Source organism: Geotalea daltonii FRC-32 (genome assembly GCF_000022265.1).
GTDB lineage: Bacteria > Desulfobacterota > Desulfuromonadia > Geobacterales > Geobacteraceae > Geotalea > Geotalea daltonii.
Window position 1 is genome coordinate 3,877,841 of the sequence record NC_011979.1, and the last position, 24,789, is coordinate 3,902,629.

Sequence of the window (24,789 nt, forward strand, 5' to 3'; positions counted from 1 at the left end):
TTATTGTCAATAGTAAACATCTGTTATATTATGTAAAGAGTTTAATTTTTCTAAAGATGTATATTTACCAAACCCTTCTTTAATGGTATATTTCTGCAAAAATTCCCCAAAGGAGAGATAAAGATGTCGGCAAAAAAAATATCTTTAGTTGCAGCGCTTGCTGTTTTTGCAATTCAGTCCATGCCAGCACTTGGTGCAGAGCCACAAAAAACAGCGGCATCTGCCGAGCAGAAAGAAGTCAAGGAAACGGTAAAAAAGGTTTCTCCTTCCGACCCCGTGGCAAAGATTAACGGTACCATCATCACTCGCAAAGAGCTGGACCGGGCTGTAAAGGTGCTCGTCGCCCAGAACAGGCTCCCGCAGGCTCTTCCCCCTGAGCAGCAGAAACAGGCAGAGGAGGCTGCCCTTGACCAGTTGATCTCCGCGGAATTGATGTATCAGGCAGGTCAGAAAACCGAGATCAAGGATATCGACAAACAGATAGAGGAAAAAATCGCCCTGAATCGGGCAAAATTTCCCAATCCTGAAGAATTCGACAAGGCGCTTAAATCAGTGGAAATGTCCGAGAAGGATCTCAAGGAGTTCACCCGCAAGGATATTGTTATCACTGCATTCATTGAGAAAAACATCATCTCCAACATCAATGTGGCTGAAGCCGACGCCAAAAAATTCTATGATGACAATACCGAAAAATTCAAACAGGACGAAAGCATCAGAGCCAGCCATATACTCATCGGAGTTGACGCCAAGGCCGGCGAAGAAGACAAGAAAAAGGCCAGGGAAAAGGCCGAAGGCATTCTGAAAAAGATCAAAGCCGGCGAAGATTTTGCCACCCTGGCAAAAGCAGAATCAACATGCCCCAGCAGCAAGCAGGGTGGTGACCTTGGCACCTTCCCCAAAGGTCAAATGGTCGCCCCCTTCGAAAACGCCGCTTTTGCCCTTAAACCGGGTGAAGTCAGCGACGTGGTTGAAACCCAGTTCGGTTATCACATCATCAAGCTGGCAGAAAAGAAAGAAGCCGGCATGGTGAAGTTTGACGAGGTCAAGACCAAGATTGTTGATTACCTGAAAAGCCAAAAAATTCAAAAGGGCGTCGGTGATTATCTTGAAGAGTTGAAAAGCAAGGCAAAGACTGAAAAACTCTAGAGGTATGACTATCCTACCCCTTGCTCCCCCCCTCAATCCTCCCTATTTCATAGGAGGATTGAGGGGTTAGTCAAAGCCAAAAGCCCGCAGCTGCGGGCTTTTTTATTGATTCAATAGCCTCCTCAGGCAGCAGTTGCCGGAGGCGGAACGAAGATCCGGGCTGCCATTTCCCCGTCCAGCATGAGCAGCCCATGGCCGTTGTCACCTATCAGTCTCAGTTTGCCGATAAGATCCCGGTCATTTTCCTCTTCCTCGATCTGTTCGGTGACAAACCACTGAAGAAAAATGTGGGAGGCATGATCCTTTTCCTTCAGGGCCAGATCGGTCAGATCGTTAATGCACCGGGTAATGAACTGCTCATGCTTCAGGGTCTGCTCGAACATGTCGAGCAGGGATTTATACTGGCCTGGAGGAGCAGACATGGCGGAAAGGCCGATAGATGCCCCCTGGCTGTTGATGTAGTTATAGAACTTCATGAAATGAACCATCTCTTCCTGGTATTGGACCATGAACCAGTTGGCAGTCCCTTTTAGGCCGATGGAATTGGCATGGGAAGACATGGAGAGGTAGAGGTAGGCGGAGTATAATTCGATGTTCATGTGCTTGTTCAATGCGGCATACATTTTTTTGTTCAGCATGGATTCTCCTCCTGTTATAAATCCTGCAATCGCAGTATCAAGACTTTTGTCTATCCCCTATTTTATCGAGAAATATGCTTATCAGGTCTATGGGCACCGGGAAAATGGTAGTGGAATTTTTTTCTGCCGCTATGTCCGTTAAAGTCTGCAAGTAGCGCAGTTGCAGGGACATTGGGTCAGCCGCAAGCACCTTGGCCGCGCCAGCCAGCTTTTCGGAGGCCTGCAGTTCACCCTCGGCATGGATTATTTTAGCCCTTCGCTCCCTTTCCGCCTCAGCCTGTTTAGCTATCGCCCGAAGCATTTCCTGGGGCAGGTCGATATTCTTGACCTCCACATTGGCCACCTTCACTCCCCACGGGTCGGTATGGCGGTCCAGAATTTCCTGCAACTGCTTGTTTATTTTTTCCCGGTTTGCCAGCAGTTCATCCAGTTCCACCTGGCCCAGCACGCTGCGCAGCGTCGTCTGTGACAACTGGCTGGTGGCATACAAATAATTTTCCACATCGATAATGGCCTTTTCAGGAGCTACCACCCGAAAATAAATAACAGCCGAAACCTTGACCGTGACGTTATCATGGGTTATGACATCTTGCGGCGGCACGTCAAAAGCCACTGTTCGCAGAGATACCCGCACCAGTTTGTCTATGCCGGGAATGATGAAGAAAAGGCCCGGCCCCCGCACCCCGGCAAAACGTCCCAGGCGAAACAGCACACCGCGCTCGTACTCGGGAAGAACTCTGATGGCGCTGGCGGCAAACATGATGAGCAGCACAATCACGAAAATAAATGGTATGTAATCGAAAATATCAAACATGTCCAAAGCTCCTTTAATGTGTAGTACCCAGCTATTCTTCAGGCATGCCTTATGCCTTCTTAACCTTTAATCGCATGCCCTCCACCGCCACCACGGCAACCTCCTCCCCTTTCCTGACAGGGCTGTCACTGGAGGCCTGCCAGTATTCCCCATGGACAAATACCTTTCCTTCATGGTTAAGATCGGTCTCTGCCGTCCCCCTTTCGCCAATCAGCCCCGCGATGCCGGTGAGCGGTTTTTTCCGGTGGGCCTTAATGGAAAGTGCAACCGCAGAAACGAAAAAGACGGTGGTTGCCAGAACGGTGACAGTAATGACGCTCCAGGAGACGCGAAGATACGGTTCAGAGCTTTCGAAAAGGAAAAGAGAGCCCAGAACCAGACATATCACCCCTCCCACTGTCAGCATGCCATGGGAAATGATCTTTATCTCTGCGATGAACAGCACCAGGGCCAGTAACAGCAAGAGTACCCCTGCATAATTAACAGGCAAGGCCTGTAAAGCAAAAAAAGCAAGGATAAGAGAAATACCCCCGACAATGCCAGGGAGCATGACGCCCGGATTGGAAAGCTCGAAAAATATGCCGAGAAAGCCGAGCATCATGAGCACGTATGCAACATTGGGATTACTGATGACATTGAGGATTCTTTCCTTGGCAACCATCTCATGTCCCCGGACTTCAGCGCCGGCCGTTTCGATGACCAGCTTTTTGCCATCCCTGATCAGGCTCAGACCATGGAGTTCAGCCAGAAGTTGTGCCTGATCGGTGGAGATCATGTCGATTATTTTCCCATCCAGAGCTTTATCGGCCGACAAAGAGAGACTTTCCCGAACCATCTGCCCTGCAAGTTTGACATTCTTCCCTCGCTTTGCGGCAATACCCTCCAGGTATGCTTCCGCGTCATTTACGACCTTATCCATCATGACCTTGTCAGGCTTTTCACCCATGGTAACGGGATGGGCAGCTCCGATATTGGTGCCGGGGGCCATGGCACAAATATCGGCGGCAAGGGCAATCACCGCGCCGGCGGAAGCTGCGCGAGCACCACTGGGAGCCACGTAAACGACTACCGGAACGGTGCTTGACATGATCAGCTTGACGCTGTCGCGCATGGCAGAATCAAGTCCGCCTGGAGTATCCATGGTAATCAGCATAAGATTTTCGCGGCCTGCTTCCGCCTCCTGCAAATTCCGCTGCAAATAACCGGCAACGACCGGGGTTATCGGTCCACTAATGGAAATTTTGCGTACCACAGCTCCAGTGGCCCCGGCAGGGGGGCAACAGATGAAGAGAAACAGACAGAAGAACAGTAAACGAGGCATTGACACTCCCATATTCATATCAGGAACAGTATACTTTGTGACCTGCCGGCGTCAAATCCCGCCTTGCCAATTTGACGGTAACATGTTAGTTTTTCACAATCTGGGAGCCTTCCGATGAAAGAACGCGTGAAAATCCTGCTCATAGAAGACGAAAGGCCGAGCCGCGAGGCGCTTTTACTCCTGCTGCAAGGAAACAGCTTCACCATAAAGGGGAGCGGTTCCGGCGCCGAAGGCCTGAAGCTCATGATGAACGAGCGTTTTGATATCGTCATCACCGATTTGTTCCTTCCCGACATCAGCGGCATCGATATCCTGAAAAAAATAAAAGATACATCCCCACACACGGAAGTCATCCTCATTACCGGCCACGCCTCGGCCGAGACCGCTGTCAAGGCCATGAAGGAAGGGGCTTACGACTATATCACCAAGCCACTCAACATCGATGAACTCCGTATCATCATCGATAAAGCAGTGGAGAAGCACCGGCTCGTCAACGAAAACGTCTACCTGAAAGAACAACTGCGCGACCGGTACGAATTTGCCAACATCATCGGCAGTTCCGAAGCGATGCAGCAGGTTTTTTCCAGGATGAAAAAGATCATCAAGACCGATTCGACTGTTCTTATCCTCGGCGAATCGGGTACCGGCAAAGAACTTGTAGCCAAAGCCGTCCATTTCAATGGAGCCCGCCGGGATAAGCCCTTCATAGCCATCAACTGTTCAGCCATCCCGGAAAACCTGCTGGAAAGCGAGCTCTTCGGCCATACCAGGGGCTCGTTCACCGGTGCCATCAAGGACAAGGTCGGCAAGTTCGAAGCGGCAAATCATGGAACTATATTTCTCGATGAAATAGGCACCCTGCCCATGCACCTGCAAACCAAACTGCTGCGGGTTTTGCAGGAGCAGGAAGTGGAAAAGGTAGGCTCCAACAAACCCATAAAGCTTGATGCCAGGGTCATTTCCGCAACCAATGTGGATTTGGAGCAGGAAGTAAAGCGGGGAACTTTTCGTGAAGACCTCTATTACCGGTTGAACGTTATCCCCATAAACATTCCCCCCTTGCGAGAAAGGACAGAGGACATTTTCCTGCTTGTCAGACACTTTCTGGAGAAGAATTGCCGGGAAATGAAACGCCCGGCCATGAGCATCGACAAGGAAGCATATGAAGCCCTTGAATTCTATCAATGGCCGGGAAATGTGCGGGAACTGGAAAATGTCATTGAACGGATTGTTGCACTCACGGAAGGGGACCACATCTCCCTGAACGATCTGCCGCCGAACATCGCCAGAGCCTATGGAGAGCAGGAAAGAGCGTCCACCAAGGTTACCGAGGACGGTATAGATATGGCGAAAACTGTGAATGACATCGAAAGAAAAATGATCAGCGATGCCCTGCTCCTGTCCAAGGGGGTAAAGGCCAGGGCCGCAAACATGCTCAAGCTGAACCGTACCACCCTTGTGGAAAAGATGAAGAGACTGGGGATGGAGGGGTAAACATCTGCTGCTGTGCGGAGACAACAAAATTTTTACCTAAACAACAAAGTTCCTACCAGATCAAAGTTCTTACCCCAATATCACCTCCCCCTTTTGCAGAGACAACGAAGTTCTTACCAAACTCAGCACATAATGGTGTGTGAGCTACTCGCGGGACTTAAACCTCAACAATGAGTAGAAATAGTCGTTAAGGATCGAATTTGGTAGATTCATCACGTAAAAGTCCGCAGAAAGTAGTGCGTGAAGTTATTGAGTTGTGCGCCGACTGCGACACCTGCCGCACGCTTATGGAGAAGGATTGTGTATTCTTTCCTGAGCTTTATCGTCTCTCTGATCGGGAAAAGGAAGAGGAGATACCGGTTACCGAGGCGGAACTACGAGAGCTAGTTGAACTATGTACCCTCTGCGGCCTCTGTCCGTGCCCCAGGGTGCCCGAGGATCTGGTCAAGGCCAAGAATGGTTACATGCAGAAGGAAGGCACTCCCATCTCAACCCGGCTAATGATTGATGTGCCAGGGTTGGCCCGCTTATGCGGCACATTTCCACGACTATCCAAGGCGTTAACCAACAATAAAGCCATGAGCACGTTGCTCCGGAAAGTCACCCGGACTCATCCTGCACGGCAGATCCCAACAGTTACAGAACCGGATTTTTTTCAGTGGGCGAAAAAGAAAGGTTTAACTAACAGGCTTCCAGGAAGCCGTAATGTCACCTATTTTGCGGGCTGCACCGCGGGTTATCTCTTCCCAGAGGTCGCACGGGCAACCGTAGAAGTCCTGGAGCGCAATGGTGAGACTGTCTATGTCCCGCCTCAGCAATGCTGTGGTATGCCGCATTTGGTGGAAGGAGACTTCGATGGCTCGCTGCAGCGAGCCGGTTTAAACATTGAATCGCTGCTGGAATCCGCCAAGGCAGGGGATAATCTGGTCTGTTCCTGCCCTACCTGTGGGTACTTCATGAAAGTCTTACTCAAAGAAAGGGCCTATTTTTCAGATGATTATCAAGGATCGATCGGTGCTGGAGAAAACGAGATCAGGGTTCCTGACCCGAGTAGCGGCAATAACCAGTTCAGAATATTAAATCTGCCTACAAGGATATCCTTAAGGATGATGGCTGTTTTTCTGCTTTTGATCCCATGTCCCGCATCGGGCTGTCCGATGCGCTTTGTGATGCTGGAGAATATCTGGCACGCCTCCATGCTGAAGGAAGACTTGATACCTTCTTTAACACCATCAATGAACGGATGGTTTATTATGCACCGTGCCATCAGCGGGAACAGAAGATAGGTACCCCCTACTTGGACCTGCTGGCACTCATTCCCGGATTGAGACTGGAATCGCTGGAGGAGACGGATTGTTGCGGGATGGGGGGCAATTTCGGCTTCAAGACTCATTTTCACGAAAAATCACTGGCCATAGGAAAGCCTCTAATGCTGAAAATTCGTCAGCACGCCCCCCAGGCAATAATCACCGATTGCCTCAGTTGTCGATTGCAGTTCAATCATGCACTCCCTTACCCGGTATTTCACCCTATGGAAATTCTGGCGAGAGCCTATCGAAATGCAGAACGAGGAGGAAACATCTCTTGATCAGTATCAACGAAGCACAACAGAACATTCTTGTACATGTATCGCCTCTGGAAACCGAAAAGGTGTTTCAGGGGCTGAACAGAGTAACTCCGGAAGACCATATAGCACCCTGGGACATCCCCACTACCGACAACTCCGCCATGGATGGCTTTGCATTCTCTCACGCAACCATTGAGGAGGGAGCACATGAAGCATTTGCTTTAAGCTGCTTCTGTACCGCTGTTCATCGGCTTTGTGGAATCGGGCGTTCCCCTTGGCGTGACCTTATCGTTTCTCATTTCATCGCCCATGGTCAACGAGGTGGCTCTTATCATACTCTGGGGCATGTTCGGCTGGAAGGTAGCCCTCGTCTACATAGGAACCGGGCTTCTGGTGGCCATCTTTGCCGGGATGATTATCGGCAGACTGAAGATGGAAAAATACGTTCAGGATTATGTCTGGGAGATGCAAGTCGGCAACACGGAAATTGCCGAACAGCGTTGGTCAGAGAGATTTGCTAACGCCCACCAGTACACCGCAGGCCTGTTGAAGAAAATCTGGCCGTTTGTGGTAGTCGGTATCGGCATCGGGGCCTTCATTCACGGCTACGTACCCCAGTATTTCCTTGCCCGTTGGGCTGGACGGAACAATCCCTTCGCTGTGCCGGTGGCCGTAGCGCTTGGCGTGCCGCTCTATTCCAATGCCGCCGGGGTCATTCCCATCGTTCAGGCTCTAACGGCCAAAGGGATGGCGATCGGCACAGTGTTGACCTTCATGATGGCAGTGACCGCCTTATCATTGCCGGAAGCGATAATCCTCAGTAACGTGCTGAAGAAGCCACTCCTCGCCACCTTCTTTGGAGTTGTGGCGACGGCCATAGTGGCCGTCGGCTATCTGTTCAATGCCATTTCTCTAAAAACATTTACAGGAGGAAAAGATGAAAGTCGAAGTGCTGGGAACCGGCTGTGCAAAGTGCAAGACCCTCTACGAGAATACAAAGAAGGCACTGGAAGAAAGCGGGACAATTGCCGAAGTAGTAAAGGTTGAAGATATTCCTTCGATTATGAAATACGGCGTCATGAGCACCCCGGCGCTGGTAGTCGATGGTAAGGTAAAATTTTCCGGCAAGGTGGCATCCGTTGCCGAAATTCTGGAGGTGCTGTCATGAGATTGCTCATGATTGCAGCGATGCTGCTGTTAACCACTACCGCTATGGCAGAGATTCCGTCCGCTACTGACGCAGTTATCAGCCAGGCGCTCACTTCCGGCAAACCTACGGTCATCGACCTGGGAGCTCGCACTTGTATTCCGTGCAAAAAAATGGCCCCCATCCTTGAAGGACTATCCAGAGAGTATCGGAGTAAAGCCTCTGTTCTCTTCATTGATGTCCACGAGGACAAGGCCGCTGCCAGTAAGTTCCGCGTCCAGATGATACCTACCCAGATTTTTTTCAATGGCCAGGGGAAAGAAGTGAAGCGCCATGTGGGTTTCATGGACAGGACCGACATCGTTAAAGAATTGAAGGCAGCAGGGCTGAAATGACCTTTCTCGACAATATCGAGCAAATCATCGCCCTCTACCCCATCATCGCCTTCGGCGCAGTCTTTCTCGCAGGAGTTCTCTCATCGGCTTCCCCATGCGTGCTGGCGACCATCCCGCTGGTGGTCGGCTTCGTCGGCGGTTACAGCGATGGCGACCGCATGAAGGCTTTCCGTTATTCCCTGGCCTTCATCCTTGGACTGTCGCTTACCTTTACCGCCTTTGGTGCTGCTGCCGGGCTTCTGGGAACGATGTTCGGCACATTGGGTGGCCCTTGGTATCTGATTGCCGGAACTATCGCCCTGGTGATGGGGGGACAGATGATGGGTTTTTACGAAATCAGGCTGCCCGTCAAACGCAACTTCAAGCCAAAGCGCGGTGGAATTATCGGCACATTCCTGCTGGGGCTGTTTTTCGGCATTGTCTCATCTCCATGCGCTACGCCGGTGCTTGTCGTACTGCTTACTCTGGTAGCGGGGAAAGGTCAGGTGTTGTATGGCATTGCCCTGCTCTTCTGTTACGCAATCGGACATTGCCTGCTCATGCTTTTTGCCGGCACCTGCACCGGATTTGTTGAAGGATTCGTCAAGGCGAGGGGGGTGGTTAACTTCTCCGCATGGGCCAAGCGGGTCAGCGGAGGCGTAGTCGCCCTTATTGGAGGATGGTTTGTCTGGCAAGGCTTTTAGCTGCCATGAATGGGGAATCATATGAGGAAGTTTTTAGTTCCATCGGAAAGTATTTTTACTGTGCCTGCTCATGCAGGTACAGTATATATCCACTGCACTGGCGAAAGAGACAACCTTCGATGTTTTCTTTCAAGATTTGGCTATGAAACCCGCGCTGATATGTAGATAGATAGCAAAAAGCACTTTTTTCATGTCTCATTTTTTGAGAAGTTTATGCCCCCTTGGCCGGGGCGGGTTCAGTAGCCCCTGGTGCATTGGGCGACGATATCCGCTAACTCTGCATCGGACAGATCGTCGTCAAGGCGGATCGCACCATTGGCATCCCGGCGGAGTTCGGTTATTCCCGGATAATGCTGCTCCAGGTATTTCAACTCCTGGCTTTGCTGTCTGACCGCCCGCAGCAGTCTCCTGTTCTCCGATTCCAGATCGTATTTTTCGATGGCAGAGCGAATAGCCAGCTTCAACTGGACCTCGTCCCATGGCTTGACGAAAAAGCGGTAGATCTCGCCATTGTTGACCGCCTTCATGGTGGCATCGACACTGGCATGGCCGGTGAGCATGATGCGCACCGTCTCCGGATAACGCTCTTTTACTACAGACAAGAAAGTGGCTCCGTCCATGCCGGGCATCCTTTCATCGGAAATGACTACTTTGTATGATTTTCCTTCCATCAGCTGCAAAGCCGCTTCCCCGCTATTCACCCCTGTAGTTTCGTAGCTTTCATCAATCAGGGCACGTTGAAGTGCTGATATAACATAGGCTTCATCATCCACCAGCATAACATTAGTATGGTGATTCATACACACCTCCCAAACCATATGGAATTATAAGACGTCTTTAGGACTGCCGCAATTCGGACAGTTTAACCAACTAGTCTCTAATGAAATTTTGCATGTCTTGCAAAAATTCTGACGGAATGAACCACAATAGGGACAAAACAGAAACTTGGCATCGAAGTTTCTATGGCAATTATCGCAGCATCTTTCATAAACGAGCTGTGGCCCTATTACGCGGAGCAACTCTTCAAGAGTAGTAAGTCCCAGACGGACCTTTTCCAGACCGTCTTCAACCAATGTCCGCATCCCGGCAGCACGAGCCATCTCGAATAACTCCGTTTCGCGATACCCTGTGCTTATCATATGCCTGAAATCTTCATTCATGACGAAGACTTCATAGATGCCCGTCCGTGACATATATCCAGTCTTATTGCACTGATCACACCCCATACCTTTACTGACACCGTCAGCAAATAAATCAGGTGGTACTCGAAGAAGGTCAAGTATGTCGGGATCTGGTGACACTGTCGTTTTGCAATGAGGACAGATTTGTCTAACCAGACGCTGTGCAATTATCCCTTCCAGTGCAGAACCAATAATGTATGGTTTAACGCCCATATCGATCAGGCGGGTAATGGACGCTACAGAACTATTAGTGTGGAGGGTGGAGAGCACCATGTGTCCGGTGAGGGATGCCTTGAATGCCACGTCTGCCGTCTCGTGGTCTCGGATCTCTCCCACCAGGATCACATCCGGATCCTGGCGCAAGGTGGCACGCAGGACCTGGGCAAAAGTCAGCCCTATCTTATCCCGCACCGCCACCTGGTTTGCATCCTCAAGGAAATATTCCACCGGTTCTTCGATAGTTTCAAAGTTTTTGCTGCTCTCAAGCATGGCGGCAAGAATCGAATAAAGCATTGTTGTTTTGCCGCTACCAGTTGGACCGGTTGTAACAATGACACCTTGTGGCTTCCTTACGATCATGGAGATTTTTTTCAGGTCATCTTGAAGTACACCGAGCTCATCGAGGCTCCTGATTGCAGAGCTCTTATCCAGAATCCTCATCACGATCTTCTCACCATTTAGTGTCGGTAGTGATGAAACACGCATGTCGACAATGCGAGTGCCGGCTTTAACTGTTATACGCCCGTCCTGTGGCTTGCGGCGTTCGGATATATCCATTTTGGCAAGAATTTTAAGCCGAGAAATGATTGCAGCATGAAGATCAGCAGGTATCTTGATTTTGCTGTGAAGGAGTCCGTCTATTCTGAACCGAATCAAGGTATACTTTGTTTTAGCTTCCACATGAATATCACTTGCCCTGAAGCGGATAGCTTCCGAAATGACGGCATTGACTATACGGATAACCGGCGGAACCTCAGACGAGCCTACCAGTTCTTGAATACTCACATCTTTTTCATCTTCTTCTATTACAATGTCAATTTCATCAAGTGGCTCTATATCTATACATTCATCAATGTCATCAATATTATTTTCACCGTAAATTCTCTTCAAAAGTGCAACAATTTCTGTGCTAGCACTCAACAAAGCTGTTACCTTCAACCCTGTCATTGTAGCAATGTTGTCTATTTTATAGATATCCGATGGATCCGCCATTGCCATAGTCAGCTGACGGCCATCCATTTTAATGGGAATTATCCGATTTCTTTCACAAAGATCCCGGGGCAGGAACCTCGCTGCAGTCTGGTTAACTTCATACTCGCGCAAATCCACATACTCAATATTGAGGTTTTCCTGCAGAGCCTTTATTATTTTAGCCTCACTGGTATATCTCAATCTGACTATTGCTTCACTGAGAAATTCTCCCTTTTCCATATTTTCTAGTGCATTTTCAAGCTCTTCCTGTTTAATAACTCCACTTCTGACCAAAATGCTTCCCATCATACCGTGGTTTTCATCAAAGAGGCTGCTATAGTTCTTCAGTTTGAGCTGTTGAGTACGAGCTAAATCTTTTAGCCTTTTGTTCTCCTGAATTAAAGTGTACTGCTGGAGAGCTAAGCTTACCGTCAGACGCAGATCTTCATCATTCCAGGGTTTGGTAATAAATTTGTATACAGCTCCATCTTTTACAGCACCCATTATGGAATTGACATCCGCATGACCTGTCAACATGATGCGTATTGTCTGAGGCGAAAGTTCCTTGATAGCTTTCAGAAGTTCTGCACCTGTCATACCTGGCATACGATGATCCGACACAACCAGATGAATCGGCTCGGCGTCAAACATGGATAGGGCTTTTTCCCCATTCGATGCAGTAAGAATGTTGTAGTTTTCTTCCATGAAAATACGCCGCATTGCAGACAACACACCATCTTCGTCATCCACAAAAAGAATGGTAAATTTTTCTACACCTCCAGGTTGGCCGGAAGAAACACTTACATCTCCCATGGGCTCATTGATTCCATCGGTATTAGTAGTATTGCGGAAAAGGTTGGAATACTTAGCCATTATTTATTCCTTATTCAGAGGAATTGTAATAATAAAATCAGCCCCACCATCAGCTGCATCTGCAACTGATACAGTTCCCCCAAGTTTCAAAACGCTGTCATACACCACGGCCAGCCCCATACCTTTACCTGCACCCACTTCACGAGTAGTAAAGAAAGGTTCAAACACCCGGCCGCGATGCTCTGGAAGAATTCCTGGTCCATTATCAGCAATACTGATTCTGATTCGTTTCCCATCCCAGGCTGTAGCCAGAGTTACACGGAGGCCATCCCCACGGGATTGGATTGCATTTTGTATAATATTGAGGAAAACTTGACTAAGTACTGCCGCTTGAGCCTTGATAACAGGCAATGGTTGAAGATCACGTACAATCTCCACTTTGTTTTTTAATTGATGACAAAGAACACTTAATGTCAGTTCAATTTCTCTATTCACATCAATGTCAATAAGCCCAACTTCATCGACATGAGAAAAACCTTTTAAATCAGCCACTATGTTCATAACACGTTCTGCGCCGGTCAACGTTTGGGATAGGAGATCACCAACATCTGTACACACCATGTCTATTTTTAATTCTTGCCATTTTTGTTCTGTCTGTTCGACTAAAGTGGAGGTTGTCGAACCAATCTTGTTCAGATCTCTGCAGAAGAATAACATTGCACTGAGGCGATTGACATATTTTTGCAAGGTGTGAAGATTGCTTATGATGAAGCCAAGGGGATTGTTTATCTCGTGAGCTATTCCTGCTGCCAGTTGCCCTATGGCTGCCATTTTTTCTTGCTGAAGTAGATGCGAATGAGCTTTTTTCAACTCGAATGTTCTCTCATTCACTCGTTTTTCAAGGCTCTCTGCCAAATCTCGATACCGTGCTTCTGATTGACTTAGCTGTTGATTTATTTCAACAAGTTGCTCAAAGGATGTATTGACTACAGTAGTATGAATTTCTGTTGTAAGAATTCTTTTAAGGTTATTTGAAATCACAGTATTAAGCGCAACAGCCAATAGTTTACCAACTGCAAAAAGCAAAGGCTTTGAATCCTGATCTCCAAAAACATTTATAGTTCCTACCGGTTCCCCTTCCAATTTCAGGGGGAAAATAACTAAAGGTTCCGCCAGGAATGGACGCTGGGTGGCACCCCAAATCTCCATCCCGTCTGGGTCCAGTATGGTCACATTATCGGCACCTGCCTGTACGGCACCTTCAAGAAGAGGAATAACCTCAGTATCTATTAAAACGTCATGCAGGCGCTTCTCATCGCCGACTACATATGAAATTCCTTCCTGTGAAGGCAGCATCTGTATCAATCTCCTTCCTGCTCAGCAACATTGACCATGCGATTCACAAATGCTCTTTTGTCAAGACCATGGTCGGACGCGATTCTGTAGCGATCATCAATTCTGTCGTAAAGGCGTTCGACCAGCAGTGAAAATGTTTCTACTACTCCCAATCCTTTAATAGCTGCTGCCATAGTCACGGGAATTCCGGTAGGCTCCCAAGTATGAAGAATATCCTCTTCTGCAACTATTGCCGATAAATCTCGCTTGTTAAATTGAATCACAAGCGGCACTGAATCAACATCCAACCCTACCAAAGCTAAATTGTTTTCCAAGCTTTCAAAGCTGGCAAGGTTGTTCGTGCTTTGCGAAAGCTGGGAATCAGCGATAAAAGCAACGCCATCAGCTCTCTGTAATACAGCCTTACGTGTGGCGTCATGTCTTACTTGGCCTGGAACTGTGTAAACTTTGACTTTTATTTTTAACCCGCTGGGTGCAACAATGAAAAAAGGCAGAAGATCAAAATAGATTGTTCTATCGTCAGTTGTATCCAAGACCATCAGATCTCCTCGACCTTCATGTTTTAACAATTCATGCAATTGAAGAAGATTGGTTGTTTTCCCAGACATGGCAGGGCCATAATAAACGAGTTTCAGAACCATGCGCCGCTCTTTTTCATTAAATTCAATCATGATGGGAATCCTGTTCCTTGAATCAAGAAGTTGAGTCTGTAGATTACAAAAGTAAATACTCATTGAGAAACGAAAACAAACACTCCCCCCTCGGGAGGATCTACACTGTAATATCGCTTCAGAGCGTGTATTTTAGCCTCATCCAATGTCGCCCCCTTGTTTAGAAGCAAAAGCCCCGTGCCGCTTATCACTTCTCTGGCCAGGACCATGCCTGTACATAAGTCTTTTGGTGAAATTTCTTGCACAACCATCGAACGATCTGTAAGACCAATATAATAACTAGTGGATACTTCCTGAACTGTTGGCAGCAGCTCTGGATCAAAAAAGCTTTCTGCTTTCTCCTTTAGGCTTTTCATTATTGATTCGATTGAAACCGAAGCATCCATTCTTGAGATAGTCGTATCCACGAAATCTGCAATGGCGATTATACGTGCTCCAATCGGTATGTCCTTCCCGGATAGCCCATCTGGAAATCCTGTTCCATCATAGAGTTCATGATGGTGACGAATTATCTGGCCTGCTGAGCGTAAACCTTCGACCACATCAACAACTGCCTGTCCCCGCACCGGATGCCGGGCATACTCTGCACGCTCCTCATCATCAAGCAACTCATACCGCATTCTTAGTATGCCTGGTTCTATACCTATTTTCCCTATATCATGCAAAAGTGCAGCGACTCTTATAGTTTCGATTTCGTCTTCTGTTAACTGTAATTTGCGAGCGGACTCTTCGGCAACAGCGGAAACATTGTTAGAATGATTCTTTGCCAGTGAATCTAAAAGGCCGATAACGCTGGAAAAGGCAAGAATGGTATTCTGCCAGTTCCTGGTGGCAATCTCGCCACTCAGGCGCAATTCCTCCATCTGCTGCCTGATCCGGGTCGTCTGTTCCATTACGCGGCTCTTCAGCCCGTTGTTCCACTCGTGCAGCTCGGCATTCTGCTGCTGTACCAGTGCGGAAAGGCGCTTGTTCTCCATGGTCATCCGGTAGCGCTGGACGCCTTCTGTCAGGGTCTGCACAAGCATGCCGTCATCCCACGGTTTGGTGATGTAGCAAGAAGCCCCACCCTTGTTGATTGCGTCCATGGTGGCATTGATGTCGGCATAACCGGTCAATACCATGCGTATCGCTTCCGGAGCCAGGCTCTTTGCCTGTTGCAGGAATTCCGCTCCCGTCATTCCCGGCATTCGCTGGTCAGAAAGGATCAACGCCACATCCGGGTGCGCCTGCAGAACGCTGAGCCCTTCGCTTCCCGAGCCGGCAGTCAGTACATTGATGTCGTTCTCCTCCATCAGCAGGCGGACAATGGCCCGGAGGATGTTTTCTTCGTCGTCGACGACAAGTATGGTGCTTGTGGTTTGGGCTACCATTGTTCTTTATCCTTCTGAGCCTGTTTTTTCCGTGTCCAATGTTTGGAAAAACATGTCTACCAGCCGTCCTTCCAGGTGGTTTCCTCGCATATCTCCCATGAGCTTGTGCGCCTTTGCGAAACTCATGGCAGGCTTATAAGGTCGATCCGTAGTCAGGGCGTCGAAAACGTCGGCAACGGCCACTATCCGTGCCTCCAGAGGGATCGAGACCCCTTTCAGACCGAAGGGATACCCGGTTCCATCGAAGCGCTCATGGTGATGGCGGATAATGTTGATCAAAGTAGGAGATAAGTTGGCCTGCTGGGCCACGTTGGCTCCCCACTCGGGATGCTTCCTGACAACGATCATTTCCTGCTCCGAAAGCATGCAGGTAGAATTGAGGATTGTCTCCGGCACGCCGATCTTGCCGCAGTCGTGCAGCCAGCTGCCGTAACGAATCTCCCGGGATGTGGTCGAGGGAAGCTTCAAAAGCTCGCATATCCTTAAAGCGTGGTCGGCAACGCGGTTACAGTGCCCGCGGGTGTAATGGTCTTTCAGCTCGATGGTCTCGGCCAGAGAATGGAGAACACCTTCATCATGTTGTCTGAGGGCGTCCCAGATACGGAAACGGGCAACCCCTTCGCTGACCGCCTGGTATAGCTCCTCATTTCGCCAGGGCTTGACGATGAATCTGAAGACCTCGCCACTGTTGATCGCCTGCAGCGCCGTATCCAGATCGGCATGGGCTGTCAGCAGACATTTGACGGTCTCCGGTGATTCCTCCTTGATCCGTGTCAACAGTTCGATTCCTTTCATTTCAGGCATCATATTGTCCGAAACGATAACGGCAAACTTTTTACTGCGACACAGTTCCAGTGCCTCTATTGGGCTACGGGTGAAAACGGTTTCCAGGCCGCTTTCCGAGAAAACCCGCTGCAGGGCGTTGAGCACATGTTGTTCATCATCAACAAAAAGGATAGGTTCGCTCATACTGAAGACTCTCCTGTCAGGACTATGACGATGGCAGGTGTTGCACCCTGATCCAATGCGGTCGCATCAGCCTGCAACGTCCTGCCGTCGGCGGCAATGCCGGTCCAGCTTTTCTCTCCGGCCAAAACCCGGCCGATAAACCCGCAGATATCAGCAGGGAGTACATGGGCCATGGGCCGACTCAGGCATTCGTCCCTATCCCTCCCCAGCAGCAGGGCGGCAGCAGTGTTCATTTGCATGACCGTATCGGCGAGGACCGACAGCACGCCGAAGGGAAGGCTGTCCAATATTATGAAAGGATCAAGGCCGTGGGGGCCACCCGCCACCAAAACTTGCTGTTGATCAACGGCACCGCTCAAAAGCTCCAGAGCCAGGGACTTGACATGGAGTTCTTCGGACAACTTTGCGTTTTCCCGATGAAGGGCGAACATCTCCACTGCCTTGGCAATGGTCATCTTCAGCTCATCTTCGTTCCAGGGCTTGGGGATGAACCGGTAGATCTCCCCCTCGTTGATCGCCGCAACGACAGCAGCGGTATCCGCATAACCGGAGAGGACGATGCGGATTGTTTCCGGATGGAGGCTGCACGCCTTCTTGAGGAATTCCACCCCGTTCATGCCGGGCATGCGGTAGTCCGAGATGATCACATGGAAATTTTCGCTACTGGAGAGCTTTTCCAATCCCTCCTCCCCGGAAGAGGCGGTGATGATCTCGTAGTCCTCATCGATAAACATTCTTTCAATTGCGCGGAGCACGTTTCGTTCGTCATCGACGCAAAGAATTCTCACGGTTTCATCCATTCGCTACTCCACAGGAATTCGGATAGTGAAGGTCGTTCCCTGTCCCGGTTCACTGGTAACATCTATAGTCCCTTTATGTTTGTTGATGATGTCGAAACTGATGGAAAGACCTAGTCCAGTTCCTTTTCCCACTTCCTTGGTTGTGAAGAATGGATCGAAAATCTTGCCGATCACCTCCGGCGGAATCCCGCAACCGGTGTCGCTGATGGCAATGCAGGCGGTCTTGTCCTCGCACCAGGTCGCAATCCTGATTTCCCCACGCTCCTTGATGGCATGGGCGGCATTGATCAGCAGATTGAGGAATACCTGGTTCAGCTGCTGGGGAAAGCATTTGACCTGGGGCAGTTCGCCGTAATCCCGGACCAGCGTCACCTTGTATTTCAACTCATTCCAGGCGACCATGATAGTACTTTCCAGGCATTCGTGAAGGTCCATATACTTGCTTTCCGCATTGTCGATCCGGGAAAAGGATTTCAGGTTCTGGACGATATGTTTGACCCGCTCGGCCCCCTCTGTCGACTCGGACAACAGGCTCCGAGCATCATTGAGTATGTAGTCCAGCTTGCATCTGGCGCTCAGTTCGGCGATCTCCGTCCGGACCTCGGCCGGGGCGGTGTCGTTAATGGCTGCGCTCTGGGCGGCAATAATTCCCTGAAGCCGCTCCAGGTACTTGCCCATTGTCCCCAGATTGCTTGAAATGAAACCGATGGGGTTGTTGATCTCATGGGCAACACCCGCCGCAAGCTGGCCGAGGGAAGCCATCTTTTCATTCTGGAGCAATTGTTTGTGGGTGGTTTTCAGATCCTCGTAAGTCCGAAACAACTCCTGGGAAACCAGCTTGATCTGGGTCAGGTCATGGAGAGTAATGACTGCCCCGTCAGCATCCCCGTAAGGGTAGCTGCTCAGATCGAACCAGCGGTTGGTTGGCTCATGATGGAACTCGATCTTCCTGCTGTCCCGGTCGAAGGTAAAACCGAGGGAGGCGCAAAGATCGGGCCATTTGCTGGAAATGAGGCCGGTATAGGAAATGCCGCAGAATTCCATGAACGACTTGTTGCAGCGTCTGACATGATCCTGGCCATCTACGAGTATGATCATGTCGTCGATGCAGTCCATTGTCTTTTCCCACTCCCGCTTGCCCTGCTCCACCTGCCTGAACAGGTTGCGGAGTTCTTCATGTTTCACCACCAGCTCAGCCTGCTGTTTTCTCAGAGCCCGCTCGTTATTTCTCAGTTCGGTAATGTCCTCCTCGGCAATAACGAGATTAGTTATTGTCCCGTCCGGGTCCGTCACCGGCATCACGGTGACAGTCTGCCAAAAGGCGGTTCCATCTTTCTTTCGGCTCATGAGTTGCACCTGCCAGGCATCTCCTGCAGTTAGGGTCTGCCACACTTGATGGTACAGCTGCGGCGATTGCTGCTCCGGATCGAGAACCGGCGGTTTCCGCCCCAGTATCTCCTCTTTGCTGTATCCGCTGATTTCGCAGAATTTCCGGTTCACATACTGGATCGAGCCTTCCAAATCGGTAATGATGATTGAGCTGGCGCTTTGATTGATGGCCTCGGAAAAGAGCCTGAGGCTGTCCTCCGCTGTCTTACGCTCGGTGATGTCGTAAATGGTTTCTACGACGGCCACCTTTTTGCCGTCACTGAAGATGGGGGCGGCATCTAAGATCAGATAGCGTTTTTCTCCGTTGGGCATTTCAAACCACTGTTCGCAGCGAATGGATTTCTTGACAAAGGGATCTTTGAAACAGTGCTGGTAACAGCGCTCGATGTCCCCATTGAGACCATCCAGAACCAGGTCGCTCAGGGTCGGTCGTTGATCCCCATAAAAAGGCTGCCATTGCAGGCTGGTCCCCAGGACATCGGCGGCGGCCTTTCCCGTCAGTTCCACCATGGCACGGTTCCAGGCAATGACCTTATGATCGGCATCGATGACGAAAACCGGCGTAAGAATGCTATCGACGATACTTTCGCTGAAGACTCTCTGGTCATTAAGTCTCTGCTCCAGGATGATCCGGTGGGTGACGTCCCTGAAACTGGCGCGGATTGCTATGCGGCTGCCGTCCGATGCGACAACGGTATGACAGACATGGTTGAACCACCTGGTCTCTCCGTTTTTGGTGATGATCCTGATGTCGAAGCTTCTACCGCATCCTTCTTCGTCCGGCAGTTCACAGTGATGGAGCCATGCGTCCAGGTCCTCGGGATGAACGATTTTTTCGAGAAAGCGGGGATTACCGTGGAACTCCTCTTCCGTGTAGCCGGTCAGCTTGAGGCAGTTGCCAGACACATATCGTACGGACTTGTCCGGATTGAACAGGATTGCCAGTTCCGAAGTGAACTCGGCGAGAATCTTGTAAAGCTCCCGGTTCTCGTGGAGCAATTCCTGCTTTTCGTCCATCTGGAGAATCATCTCGTTGAAGGCTGCAGCCAGGGAACCCAACTCGTCGCGGGTATCGATATGAATAAACCTTCCTTCTCCCCGTTTTGCCGACAGTTTCTTCACATGGGCAGTCAGCCTTACTACGGGGCCGACGATTTTTCCCGTCACGAAATAGGCAATAACCAGGGAGGCAACAAAAGCCATGCAGAACATGGCAGCCATGAAGTAGTTGATCCGACTTATGGGTGCATAGGCCTCGGAAAGAGGATAATGAATGGCTAGTATCCAGTCGGCATTGACCAGGGGTTTGAAGGATGAAATCCCTTTGGCGCCCATACTGTTCGTATTCTCCATGCTGCCGGTAAAGTTGCTTTCGATGGCAGAATCGAGCCCAGGGTTTGCGCCCGACAGAATAGTCTCGGTAATGCGTCGCTGGTTTGGATGCATGATCAGCATGCGCTTCCTGTTGACCAGGTAGATGAAACCCTTATTGCCGATCCGTAGTTTGTTCAGATCGGCAAGGTAGCTGTCATGCAGCAGATCGTTGGAACCGGCAAGAACACCGATGGCCCTGCCATCATGAACAATAGGGACACTCAGGGTGACCATAGGATGGTGGGGGGACGCGGCCTCTATATAGGGGTTGGAAAGAAATGTTTTGCCGTGCTTGAGGGGAAAGGAGACATAGTCCTCGTTCAGCAATGACTTGGTCGGGGCGGCGCCCTCAGAACCTGTTTTCGCAACGACACGTCCCTTAGTATCGATGATGCACAACCCACCGTTGAAGTGCTGTTTGTCTTTCCATAAGGAAATGATCTTACGGTTAGTTTCAGTATCTCGAAGGTCCTTGTCGGCAAGATCCAACGCCAGATGCTCCAGCATATGCCGTGAATGGGCAATCTGCTCGTCGAGCGGCCCCGCGACCAAGGACAACAAAGCGGACTGCTGCTTTGCAACCTCATCCTTGAGTACCTCGATCACATAGTGATGACCAATGACACTGATCGCTCCCATTAAAAGCGAAACAAAGATGGAAATGATTGTCGCGGTTTTTGTTTTGATGCTCATGCTGATGGTCTTCACCTGAGTTCCCCGGACATGCACCCGATTAAATCATTCAGGAGCTGCAACTGAAAGGTGTTCCGTACTTGAAACATCTATCGGTTCGGGGACCGGAAACTTAAATCCGCAAATTTATCAGCTGATGCTCTAAAGTTGCCGGCATAAATGCCGAAAGGGATCAGTAGACGGGCAAATCAACGACGGAGAGAGATGATGAAAATTCTTCTGGTGGATGACAGCTTTATCACGAGGCAGTGGATCAAGGACACATTGTCTCCACTGGGCGAATGTGACATAGCCGCCAATGGTGAGGAAGCGATATTGGCTTATAAACTGGCCTTCGAGGCTCAGAAACCATACGACTTGATCTGCATGGATCTGTTGATGCCGGTCATGGACGGCAACCAGGCCCTACGGGCAATCAGGGCCGTAGAGCAGGCATCGAGAATTTCAGCTGTTCATCAGGTCAAGGTCATCATGATTACCGCTTGTGATGATCCCAAGACTCGCCTGGATCCCACTTTCCTGAATGGGTCCACTGCTTTTTTGGTCAAACCGTTCACCGCTGAGGACCTTCTGCAAGAGATCATAAATCTTGGCCTGTATCAGTGAGTTAAAGTTTCCCTCTGCACTCCCTCTTCTTCACCATGGTGGTCCTTGCCCAGCACAGGCAAGGTAATGGTGAATCTGGTTCCTCTTCCCAGCTCGGACTCCAGGGTAATACCACCATTGTGCTTTTTGATGAGGTCATAGGAAATACTGAGCCCCAGCCCGGTCCCTTTCCCTACCTCTTTTGTGGTAAAGAAGGGCTCGAAGATCCGGTGCCGAATTTCTTCAGGAATTCCGACTCCGGTGTCAGCTATTGAAACGGAGATCTGGTCACCGTTATGGGAAGTGGCCACGGTGATCTCCCCTTGGGTATCGATTGCCTGGGCAGCATTGACAAGAAGGTTCAGGAACACCTGGTTGAGCTGCTGAAGGTTGCACTTCACTTTCGGCAGGACGCCGAATTCCTTCTTTACGGTGGCCTTGTATTTAATCTCGTTCCACACGATATTAATGGTGCGGTCAAGACATTCATTGATATCAGCGAATAAATATTCCTTTGCATCAGCACGGGAAAATGTCTTGAGGTCAGTCACAATATCCCTGACCCGTTCGGTGCCCTCCAATGATTCCTTGATCAACTGCTCCGCGTCTTTCCTGATACGGTCTATCTTAAGAGTTTTCCGCTTCAGTTCCAGTTCTTCCAGGTGCTCCGGAGCAACGTCGCTCAATTTTTCTTCCTGCAGGTCAATAAACTCGTTCATTCTGCTCAGATACTTGTTCAGCGTGGTGAGATTGCTTGAAACGAACCCTATGGGATTGTTGATTTCATGGGCGACTCCGGCGGCCAGTTGTCCGATGGAAGCCATTTTTTCATTTTGCAGCATATGGAGTTGAGCCGTTTTAAGTTCTTCGCTCGAAGCTTTCAGCTCATGAGTCCGCTCCTCTACAATCTGTTCCAGGGACTGCTTCGAAACCCTCGTATTCGAAAGGTTGTCCAGCATTTTGTTGAAGGTCTTCCCCAGGGCCTCCACCTCTTCGTCGGACGAAATCTCAACCCTCTGAGACAGGTCGTCCTTTTCCATAATCGACTGCATCGTTGCTTCCAGGTCTTTTATCGGTCGCACAAACCTCCTGGTACGGAAGAAAACGACACAGGAGACAGCGGTGGCAGTAAGAAGCCCTATCAGCAGCATGTGCCAGAGCAATTTTTCTACCGGGGCCAGAATGTTGCTGGAAGGAACCGATAGAACCAGTCTCCAGCCGAAGCCCTCGAATCCTTCGATACCCTGCAAGGGAAACACGGCAAAAAGTTTATCGTGCTCGGAAAAAACCCGCGCCTCTCTTTTCGGCAGCTTCCCTCCTGCCGCTTTGGCAAGAGTAGACGGATCAAGCTCCCCAAGAAGCAGATGTCCGGAGGAGCCGATGATAGCGGTCTTGAACTCTTCCGTAGTTTGCATGACGGCCGAGATCAAGGAAACATCGAATTTGGCAACCAGAACACCTTCGGGCAGCGACTGGTAAAAAATCGGGAACGCGAAAAGCACCTTGTGATGCTTCCCGTCATCGCTGATCTCGGCATGGGGACTGCCCCCCATCACCTTTTGCCGCCACCGTACATTCTCGAAGACATCATTGCTCGTACCAGCTCCGTTTTTAGCGATGATCCTCCCCTTATAGTCGAGAAGAAAAATATCAGCCTTGTCACCCTCTTTGCCCGGCAGGGACAGCTTGCGCATGAAGGGAGCCAGATATGTCTCTCTCCCCAGTGTGTCGATGACGCTATTGATCATGAATGGATTGGCTGCAAGGTCCTGCGTTGCGCGCCACTTGATAGTCATATCCTCGTTTACCGCACGTGAAAAGTCGGCGGCCATCTGAGAAAGATGAACGCGAATTTCCCCTTCAAGCGCCTTCATGGCTGTCCGCGAAACGCTGAACATCATGATGCTGAGCGCCGTCAGGTCAAGAATAATAAAAAAGATAAGTATCTTGCCTTGAAGGCTCTTCAAATAGCCCATAACCAGCCTGCCTATCGGCGTGGCATGATCGTCCCGTCCCGATCGTAAATCGCCAGGTGGTAATCCGAGGCGTTCAGCCCCTCATGCCGCTGAGGGGTAAACGGAGGCCGGTATGTTTTGACAAGGCCCGAATAGGAGTTGATCTTTTCCATGGCATTGCGCACTTTTGCCCGATCGATGGTTCCCGCCTTGTCAATGGCCAGCGCCAGAATATGTACCAGGTCATAAGCGTGGGCAGTACCGACGGGGGCCATAATTTCCCGCTCGCTTCCGGCCTTGAACATGGTCTTGTAGCGATTGATCACCTCTCGCGCCTTTTTCCCTCTTGCGTTCATAAATGAATAGGTCTGAAGAAACTGCAATTTAACACCTTTCAGTCCATCCCCTGCACTCCCGCGGAAATTTCCCCCTGTTATTCCCCAGTGAGAGATTATTGGAAGTCTCACCTTTTCCGGTCTCAGCGCCATGTGCCTGACGATTGCACCACCCTCCGGAGCATTGGCCACCATGATCACCGCATCCGCCCCTGCTTTTTCGAAAGCAATCAATTGAGTCGTCATGTCCGTGTCCCCCAGATAGAACCACTGTACGGAAGCAGGCTTACGCCCCAGTTTGGAGAGGGCGACGGTGATATATTTTTCGTTGCCCCTTCCCCAATCGGTCTTTTCCAGCAAGAGCCCCAGGTTCTTGTAACCCTGCTTAACAGCCTGCCCTACCAGAAATCCGCCCACATATTCATCACGTACCGAAACCCTGAAGACATAGTTTGGAGATTTTCCATTCTCCACCACTGCAGTGGCGGCAGCCCAAGGATCGAGCATGATCAGGCGGTTGCGATGGATCAGATCCTGGTTCTTGATGATTGCGGGGCTGTGCAGACCACCGATCACTGCAACCAAGTTCTTTTCTTTGGAGAGGTCGTTGAGATTATCGGTGCTTCGCGTGGGCGAGCCATGATGGTCCTTCAAATTAAGTTCCAGCTTTCTACCACCAAGCACTCCCCCCTTTTCATTTATTTCGGCAATGGCGATAAGCGCACCCCGGTGAATAGCCTCACCTGCCGAAGCAGACCCGGAAGAGAAGTCGGCGTCTATGCCTATTATTACCGGTTCTGCGGCAAGCCCATTCGATGGCATTCCATAAAAAACCACACAAGTTCCCGACATCAGGAATACAGATGTCAGCGTCTTAAACCAACCTTTCATTTCTCCCCCCT

The 24,789-nt window shown here is 50.0% G+C and carries 22 protein-coding genes and 1 pseudogene; 10 read left to right on the top strand and 13 right to left on the bottom strand.

All coding sequences use genetic code 11. The features are described from left to right. The first annotated feature begins 123 nt into the window (after positions 1–123). A complete protein-coding gene (locus GEOB_RS17380) occupies positions 124–1,146 on the top strand; it encodes a peptidylprolyl isomerase (protein WP_012648566.1) in 1,023 nt (340 codons plus the stop codon). 122 nt (positions 1,147–1,268) lie between these two features. Here the strand turns inward: GEOB_RS17380 and GEOB_RS17385 are convergent, their stop codons facing one another. Genes GEOB_RS17385 through GEOB_RS17395 form a run of 3 tightly spaced genes read right to left on the bottom strand, consistent with a single transcriptional unit; the run spans position 1,269 to position 3,919 of the window. After that, entirely contained in the window at positions 1,269–1,784 is a 516-nt protein-coding gene (locus GEOB_RS17385; RefSeq protein ID WP_012648567.1) for a ferritin, read from the bottom strand. A 37-nt stretch (positions 1,785–1,821) separates the two neighbouring features. Continuing rightward, entirely contained in the window at positions 1,822–2,598 is a 777-nt protein-coding gene (locus GEOB_RS17390; RefSeq protein ID WP_012648568.1) for a slipin family protein, read from the bottom strand. Positions 2,599–2,647: 49 nt separating this feature from the next. After that, a complete protein-coding gene (locus tag GEOB_RS17395) occupies positions 2,648–3,919 on the bottom strand; it encodes an NfeD family protein (RefSeq protein ID WP_012648569.1) in 1,272 nt (423 codons plus the stop codon). Between the two features lie 114 nt (positions 3,920–4,033). Here GEOB_RS17395 and GEOB_RS17400 point away from each other — a divergent pair, with 114 nt between their 5' ends. The 8 genes and pseudogenes from GEOB_RS17400 to GEOB_RS17425 all read left to right on the top strand — a co-directional run bounded on the left by GEOB_RS17400 (position 4,034) and on the right by GEOB_RS17425 (position 9,205). Continuing rightward, positions 4,034–5,413, top strand: a complete 1,380-nt coding sequence (locus tag GEOB_RS17400; protein ID WP_012648570.1) for a sigma-54-dependent transcriptional regulator — start codon at positions 4,034–4,036, stop codon at positions 5,411–5,413. Between the two features lie 236 nt (positions 5,414–5,649). Next, positions 5,650–6,699 carry a heterodisulfide reductase-related iron-sulfur binding cluster gene (locus GEOB_RS19500; protein ID WP_230198979.1) on the top strand — a complete coding sequence of 350 codons (1,050 nt, stop codon included), beginning with the start codon at positions 5,650–5,652 and terminating at the stop codon, positions 6,697–6,699. Continuing rightward, positions 6,657–7,001, top strand: a complete 345-nt coding sequence (locus tag GEOB_RS20525; protein WP_230198980.1) for a heterodisulfide reductase-related iron-sulfur binding cluster — start codon at positions 6,657–6,659, stop codon at positions 6,999–7,001. Before GEOB_RS19500 ends, GEOB_RS20525 begins: the two co-directional genes overlap by 43 nt. Next, positions 6,998–7,168: pseudogene (locus GEOB_RS20730) on the top strand (gephyrin-like molybdotransferase Glp); the annotation flags it as partial. The gene GEOB_RS20525 and the pseudogene GEOB_RS20730, both read left to right, overlap by 4 nt. Positions 7,169–7,220: 52 nt before the next feature. Further along, positions 7,221–8,027, top strand: coding sequence for a permease (locus GEOB_RS17410; protein WP_268741665.1), 807 nt, complete (start codon positions 7,221–7,223; stop codon positions 8,025–8,027). Next, positions 7,918–8,148: a thioredoxin family protein gene (locus GEOB_RS17415; RefSeq protein WP_012648571.1), complete on the top strand. Its 231-nt coding sequence runs from the start codon at positions 7,918–7,920 to the stop codon at positions 8,146–8,148. Before GEOB_RS17410 ends, GEOB_RS17415 begins: the two co-directional genes overlap by 110 nt. Then, entirely contained in the window at positions 8,145–8,522 is a 378-nt protein-coding gene (locus tag GEOB_RS17420) for a thioredoxin family protein (protein WP_012648572.1), read from the top strand. Before GEOB_RS17415 ends, GEOB_RS17420 begins: the two co-directional genes overlap by 4 nt. Beyond that, the gene (locus GEOB_RS17425; RefSeq protein WP_012648573.1) at positions 8,519–9,205 is read left to right on the top strand and encodes a cytochrome c biogenesis CcdA family protein; all 687 of its coding nucleotides are present in this window, start codon (positions 8,519–8,521) and stop codon (positions 9,203–9,205) included. The genes GEOB_RS17420 and GEOB_RS17425 overlap by 4 nt, the downstream gene beginning before the upstream one ends. 236 nt (positions 9,206–9,441) lie before the next feature. Here the strand turns inward: GEOB_RS17425 and GEOB_RS17430 are convergent, their stop codons facing one another. The 8 genes from GEOB_RS17430 to GEOB_RS17465 are packed head-to-tail and all read right to left on the bottom strand — an operon-like array spanning position 9,442 to position 21,027. Further along, positions 9,442–10,005 (bottom strand): response regulator, encoded by a 564-nt coding sequence (locus GEOB_RS17430; protein WP_012648574.1) that lies wholly within the window; start codon positions 10,003–10,005, stop codon positions 9,442–9,444. A 24-nt stretch (positions 10,006–10,029) separates the two neighbouring features. Further along, a complete protein-coding gene (locus tag GEOB_RS17435; protein WP_012648575.1) occupies positions 10,030–12,450 on the bottom strand; it encodes an ATPase, T2SS/T4P/T4SS family in 2,421 nt (806 codons plus the stop codon). 3 nt (positions 12,451–12,453) lie between these two features. Beyond that, complete coding sequence (locus GEOB_RS17440) at positions 12,454–13,746, bottom strand: sensor histidine kinase (protein ID WP_012648576.1); 1,293 nt, start codon at positions 13,744–13,746, stop codon at positions 12,454–12,456. A gap of 5 nt (positions 13,747–13,751) precedes the next feature. Further along, a complete protein-coding gene (locus GEOB_RS17445) occupies positions 13,752–14,417 on the bottom strand; it encodes a GTP-binding protein (RefSeq protein WP_012648577.1) in 666 nt (221 codons plus the stop codon). A 59-nt stretch (positions 14,418–14,476) separates the two neighbouring features. Next, entirely contained in the window at positions 14,477–15,787 is a 1,311-nt protein-coding gene (locus GEOB_RS17450; protein WP_012648578.1) for an HD domain-containing phosphohydrolase, read from the bottom strand. Positions 15,788–15,793: 6 nt separating this feature from the next. Continuing rightward, positions 15,794–16,756 (bottom strand): HD domain-containing phosphohydrolase, encoded by a 963-nt coding sequence (locus tag GEOB_RS17455; RefSeq protein WP_012648579.1) that lies wholly within the window; start codon positions 16,754–16,756, stop codon positions 15,794–15,796. Then, the gene (locus tag GEOB_RS17460) at positions 16,753–17,556 is read right to left on the bottom strand and encodes an ATP-binding response regulator (RefSeq protein WP_012648580.1); all 804 of its coding nucleotides are present in this window, start codon (positions 17,554–17,556) and stop codon (positions 16,753–16,755) included. Before GEOB_RS17460 ends, GEOB_RS17455 begins: the two co-directional genes overlap by 4 nt. A 3-nt stretch (positions 17,557–17,559) precedes the next feature. Next, positions 17,560–21,027, bottom strand: coding sequence for a PAS domain S-box protein (locus tag GEOB_RS17465; RefSeq protein WP_049764395.1), 3,468 nt, complete (start codon positions 21,025–21,027; stop codon positions 17,560–17,562). Positions 21,028–21,216: 189 nt separating this feature from the next. Between GEOB_RS17465 and GEOB_RS17470 the strand changes: the two genes are divergently transcribed. After that, positions 21,217–21,618, top strand: a complete 402-nt coding sequence (locus tag GEOB_RS17470) for a response regulator (RefSeq protein WP_230198982.1) — start codon at positions 21,217–21,219, stop codon at positions 21,616–21,618. Here the strand turns inward: GEOB_RS17470 and GEOB_RS20530 are convergent. Continuing rightward, positions 21,612–23,573, bottom strand: coding sequence for an ATP-binding protein (locus GEOB_RS20530; protein ID WP_012648583.1), 1,962 nt, complete (start codon positions 23,571–23,573; stop codon positions 21,612–21,614). The genes GEOB_RS17470 and GEOB_RS20530 overlap by 7 nt on opposite strands. Before the next feature lie 11 nt (positions 23,574–23,584). Next, a complete protein-coding gene (locus tag GEOB_RS17480) occupies positions 23,585–24,778 on the bottom strand; it encodes an ABC transporter substrate-binding protein (protein ID WP_012648584.1) in 1,194 nt (397 codons plus the stop codon). Positions 24,779–24,789: the final 11 nt, after the last annotated feature.

Bases quoted from the DNA above. Each gene is read 5' to 3' on its own strand.
- GEOB_RS17390 (WP_012648568.1), bottom strand. From the start codon at position 2,598: ATGTTTGATATTTTCGATTACATACCATTTATTTTCGTGATTGTGCTG.
- GEOB_RS17415 (WP_012648571.1), top strand. From the start codon at position 7,918: ATGAAAGTCGAAGTGCTGGGAACCGGCTGTGCAAAGTGCAAGACCCTC.
- GEOB_RS17445 (WP_012648577.1), bottom strand. From the start codon at position 14,417: ATGATTGAATTTAATGAAAAAGAGCGGCGCATGGTTCTGAAACTCGTT.
- GEOB_RS17460 (WP_012648580.1), bottom strand. From the start codon at position 17,556: ATGGATGAAACCGTGAGAATTCTTTGCGTCGATGACGAACGAAACGTG.
- GEOB_RS17420 (WP_012648572.1), top strand. From the start codon at position 8,145: ATGAGATTGCTCATGATTGCAGCGATGCTGCTGTTAACCACTACCGCT.
- GEOB_RS17430 (WP_012648574.1), bottom strand. From the start codon at position 10,005: ATGAATCACCATACTAATGTTATGCTGGTGGATGATGAAGCCTATGTT.
- GEOB_RS17480 (WP_012648584.1), bottom strand. From the start codon at position 24,778: ATGAAAGGTTGGTTTAAGACGCTGACATCTGTATTCCTGATGTCGGGA.
- GEOB_RS17470 (WP_230198982.1), top strand. From the start codon at position 21,217: ATGATGAAAATTCTTCTGGTGGATGACAGCTTTATCACGAGGCAGTGG.
- GEOB_RS20530 (WP_012648583.1), bottom strand. From the start codon at position 23,573: ATGGGCTATTTGAAGAGCCTTCAAGGCAAGATACTTATCTTTTTTATT.
- GEOB_RS17400 (WP_012648570.1), top strand. From the start codon at position 4,034: ATGAAAGAACGCGTGAAAATCCTGCTCATAGAAGACGAAAGGCCGAGC.
- GEOB_RS17425 (WP_012648573.1), top strand. From the start codon at position 8,519: ATGACCTTTCTCGACAATATCGAGCAAATCATCGCCCTCTACCCCATC.
- GEOB_RS17380 (WP_012648566.1), top strand. From the start codon at position 124: ATGTCGGCAAAAAAAATATCTTTAGTTGCAGCGCTTGCTGTTTTTGCA.
- GEOB_RS17455 (WP_012648579.1), bottom strand. From the start codon at position 16,756: ATGAGCGAACCTATCCTTTTTGTTGATGATGAACAACATGTGCTCAAC.
- GEOB_RS17440 (WP_012648576.1), bottom strand. From the start codon at position 13,746: ATGCTGCCTTCACAGGAAGGAATTTCATATGTAGTCGGCGATGAGAAG.
- GEOB_RS17395 (WP_012648569.1), bottom strand. From the start codon at position 3,919: ATGCCTCGTTTACTGTTCTTCTGTCTGTTTCTCTTCATCTGTTGCCCC.
- GEOB_RS17435 (WP_012648575.1), bottom strand. From the start codon at position 12,450: ATGGCTAAGTATTCCAACCTTTTCCGCAATACTACTAATACCGATGGA.
- GEOB_RS17385 (WP_012648567.1), bottom strand. From the start codon at position 1,784: ATGCTGAACAAAAAAATGTATGCCGCATTGAACAAGCACATGAACATC.
- GEOB_RS20525 (WP_230198980.1), top strand. From the start codon at position 6,657: ATGGTTTATTATGCACCGTGCCATCAGCGGGAACAGAAGATAGGTACC.
- GEOB_RS17450 (WP_012648578.1), bottom strand. From the start codon at position 15,787: ATGGTAGCCCAAACCACAAGCACCATACTTGTCGTCGACGACGAAGAA.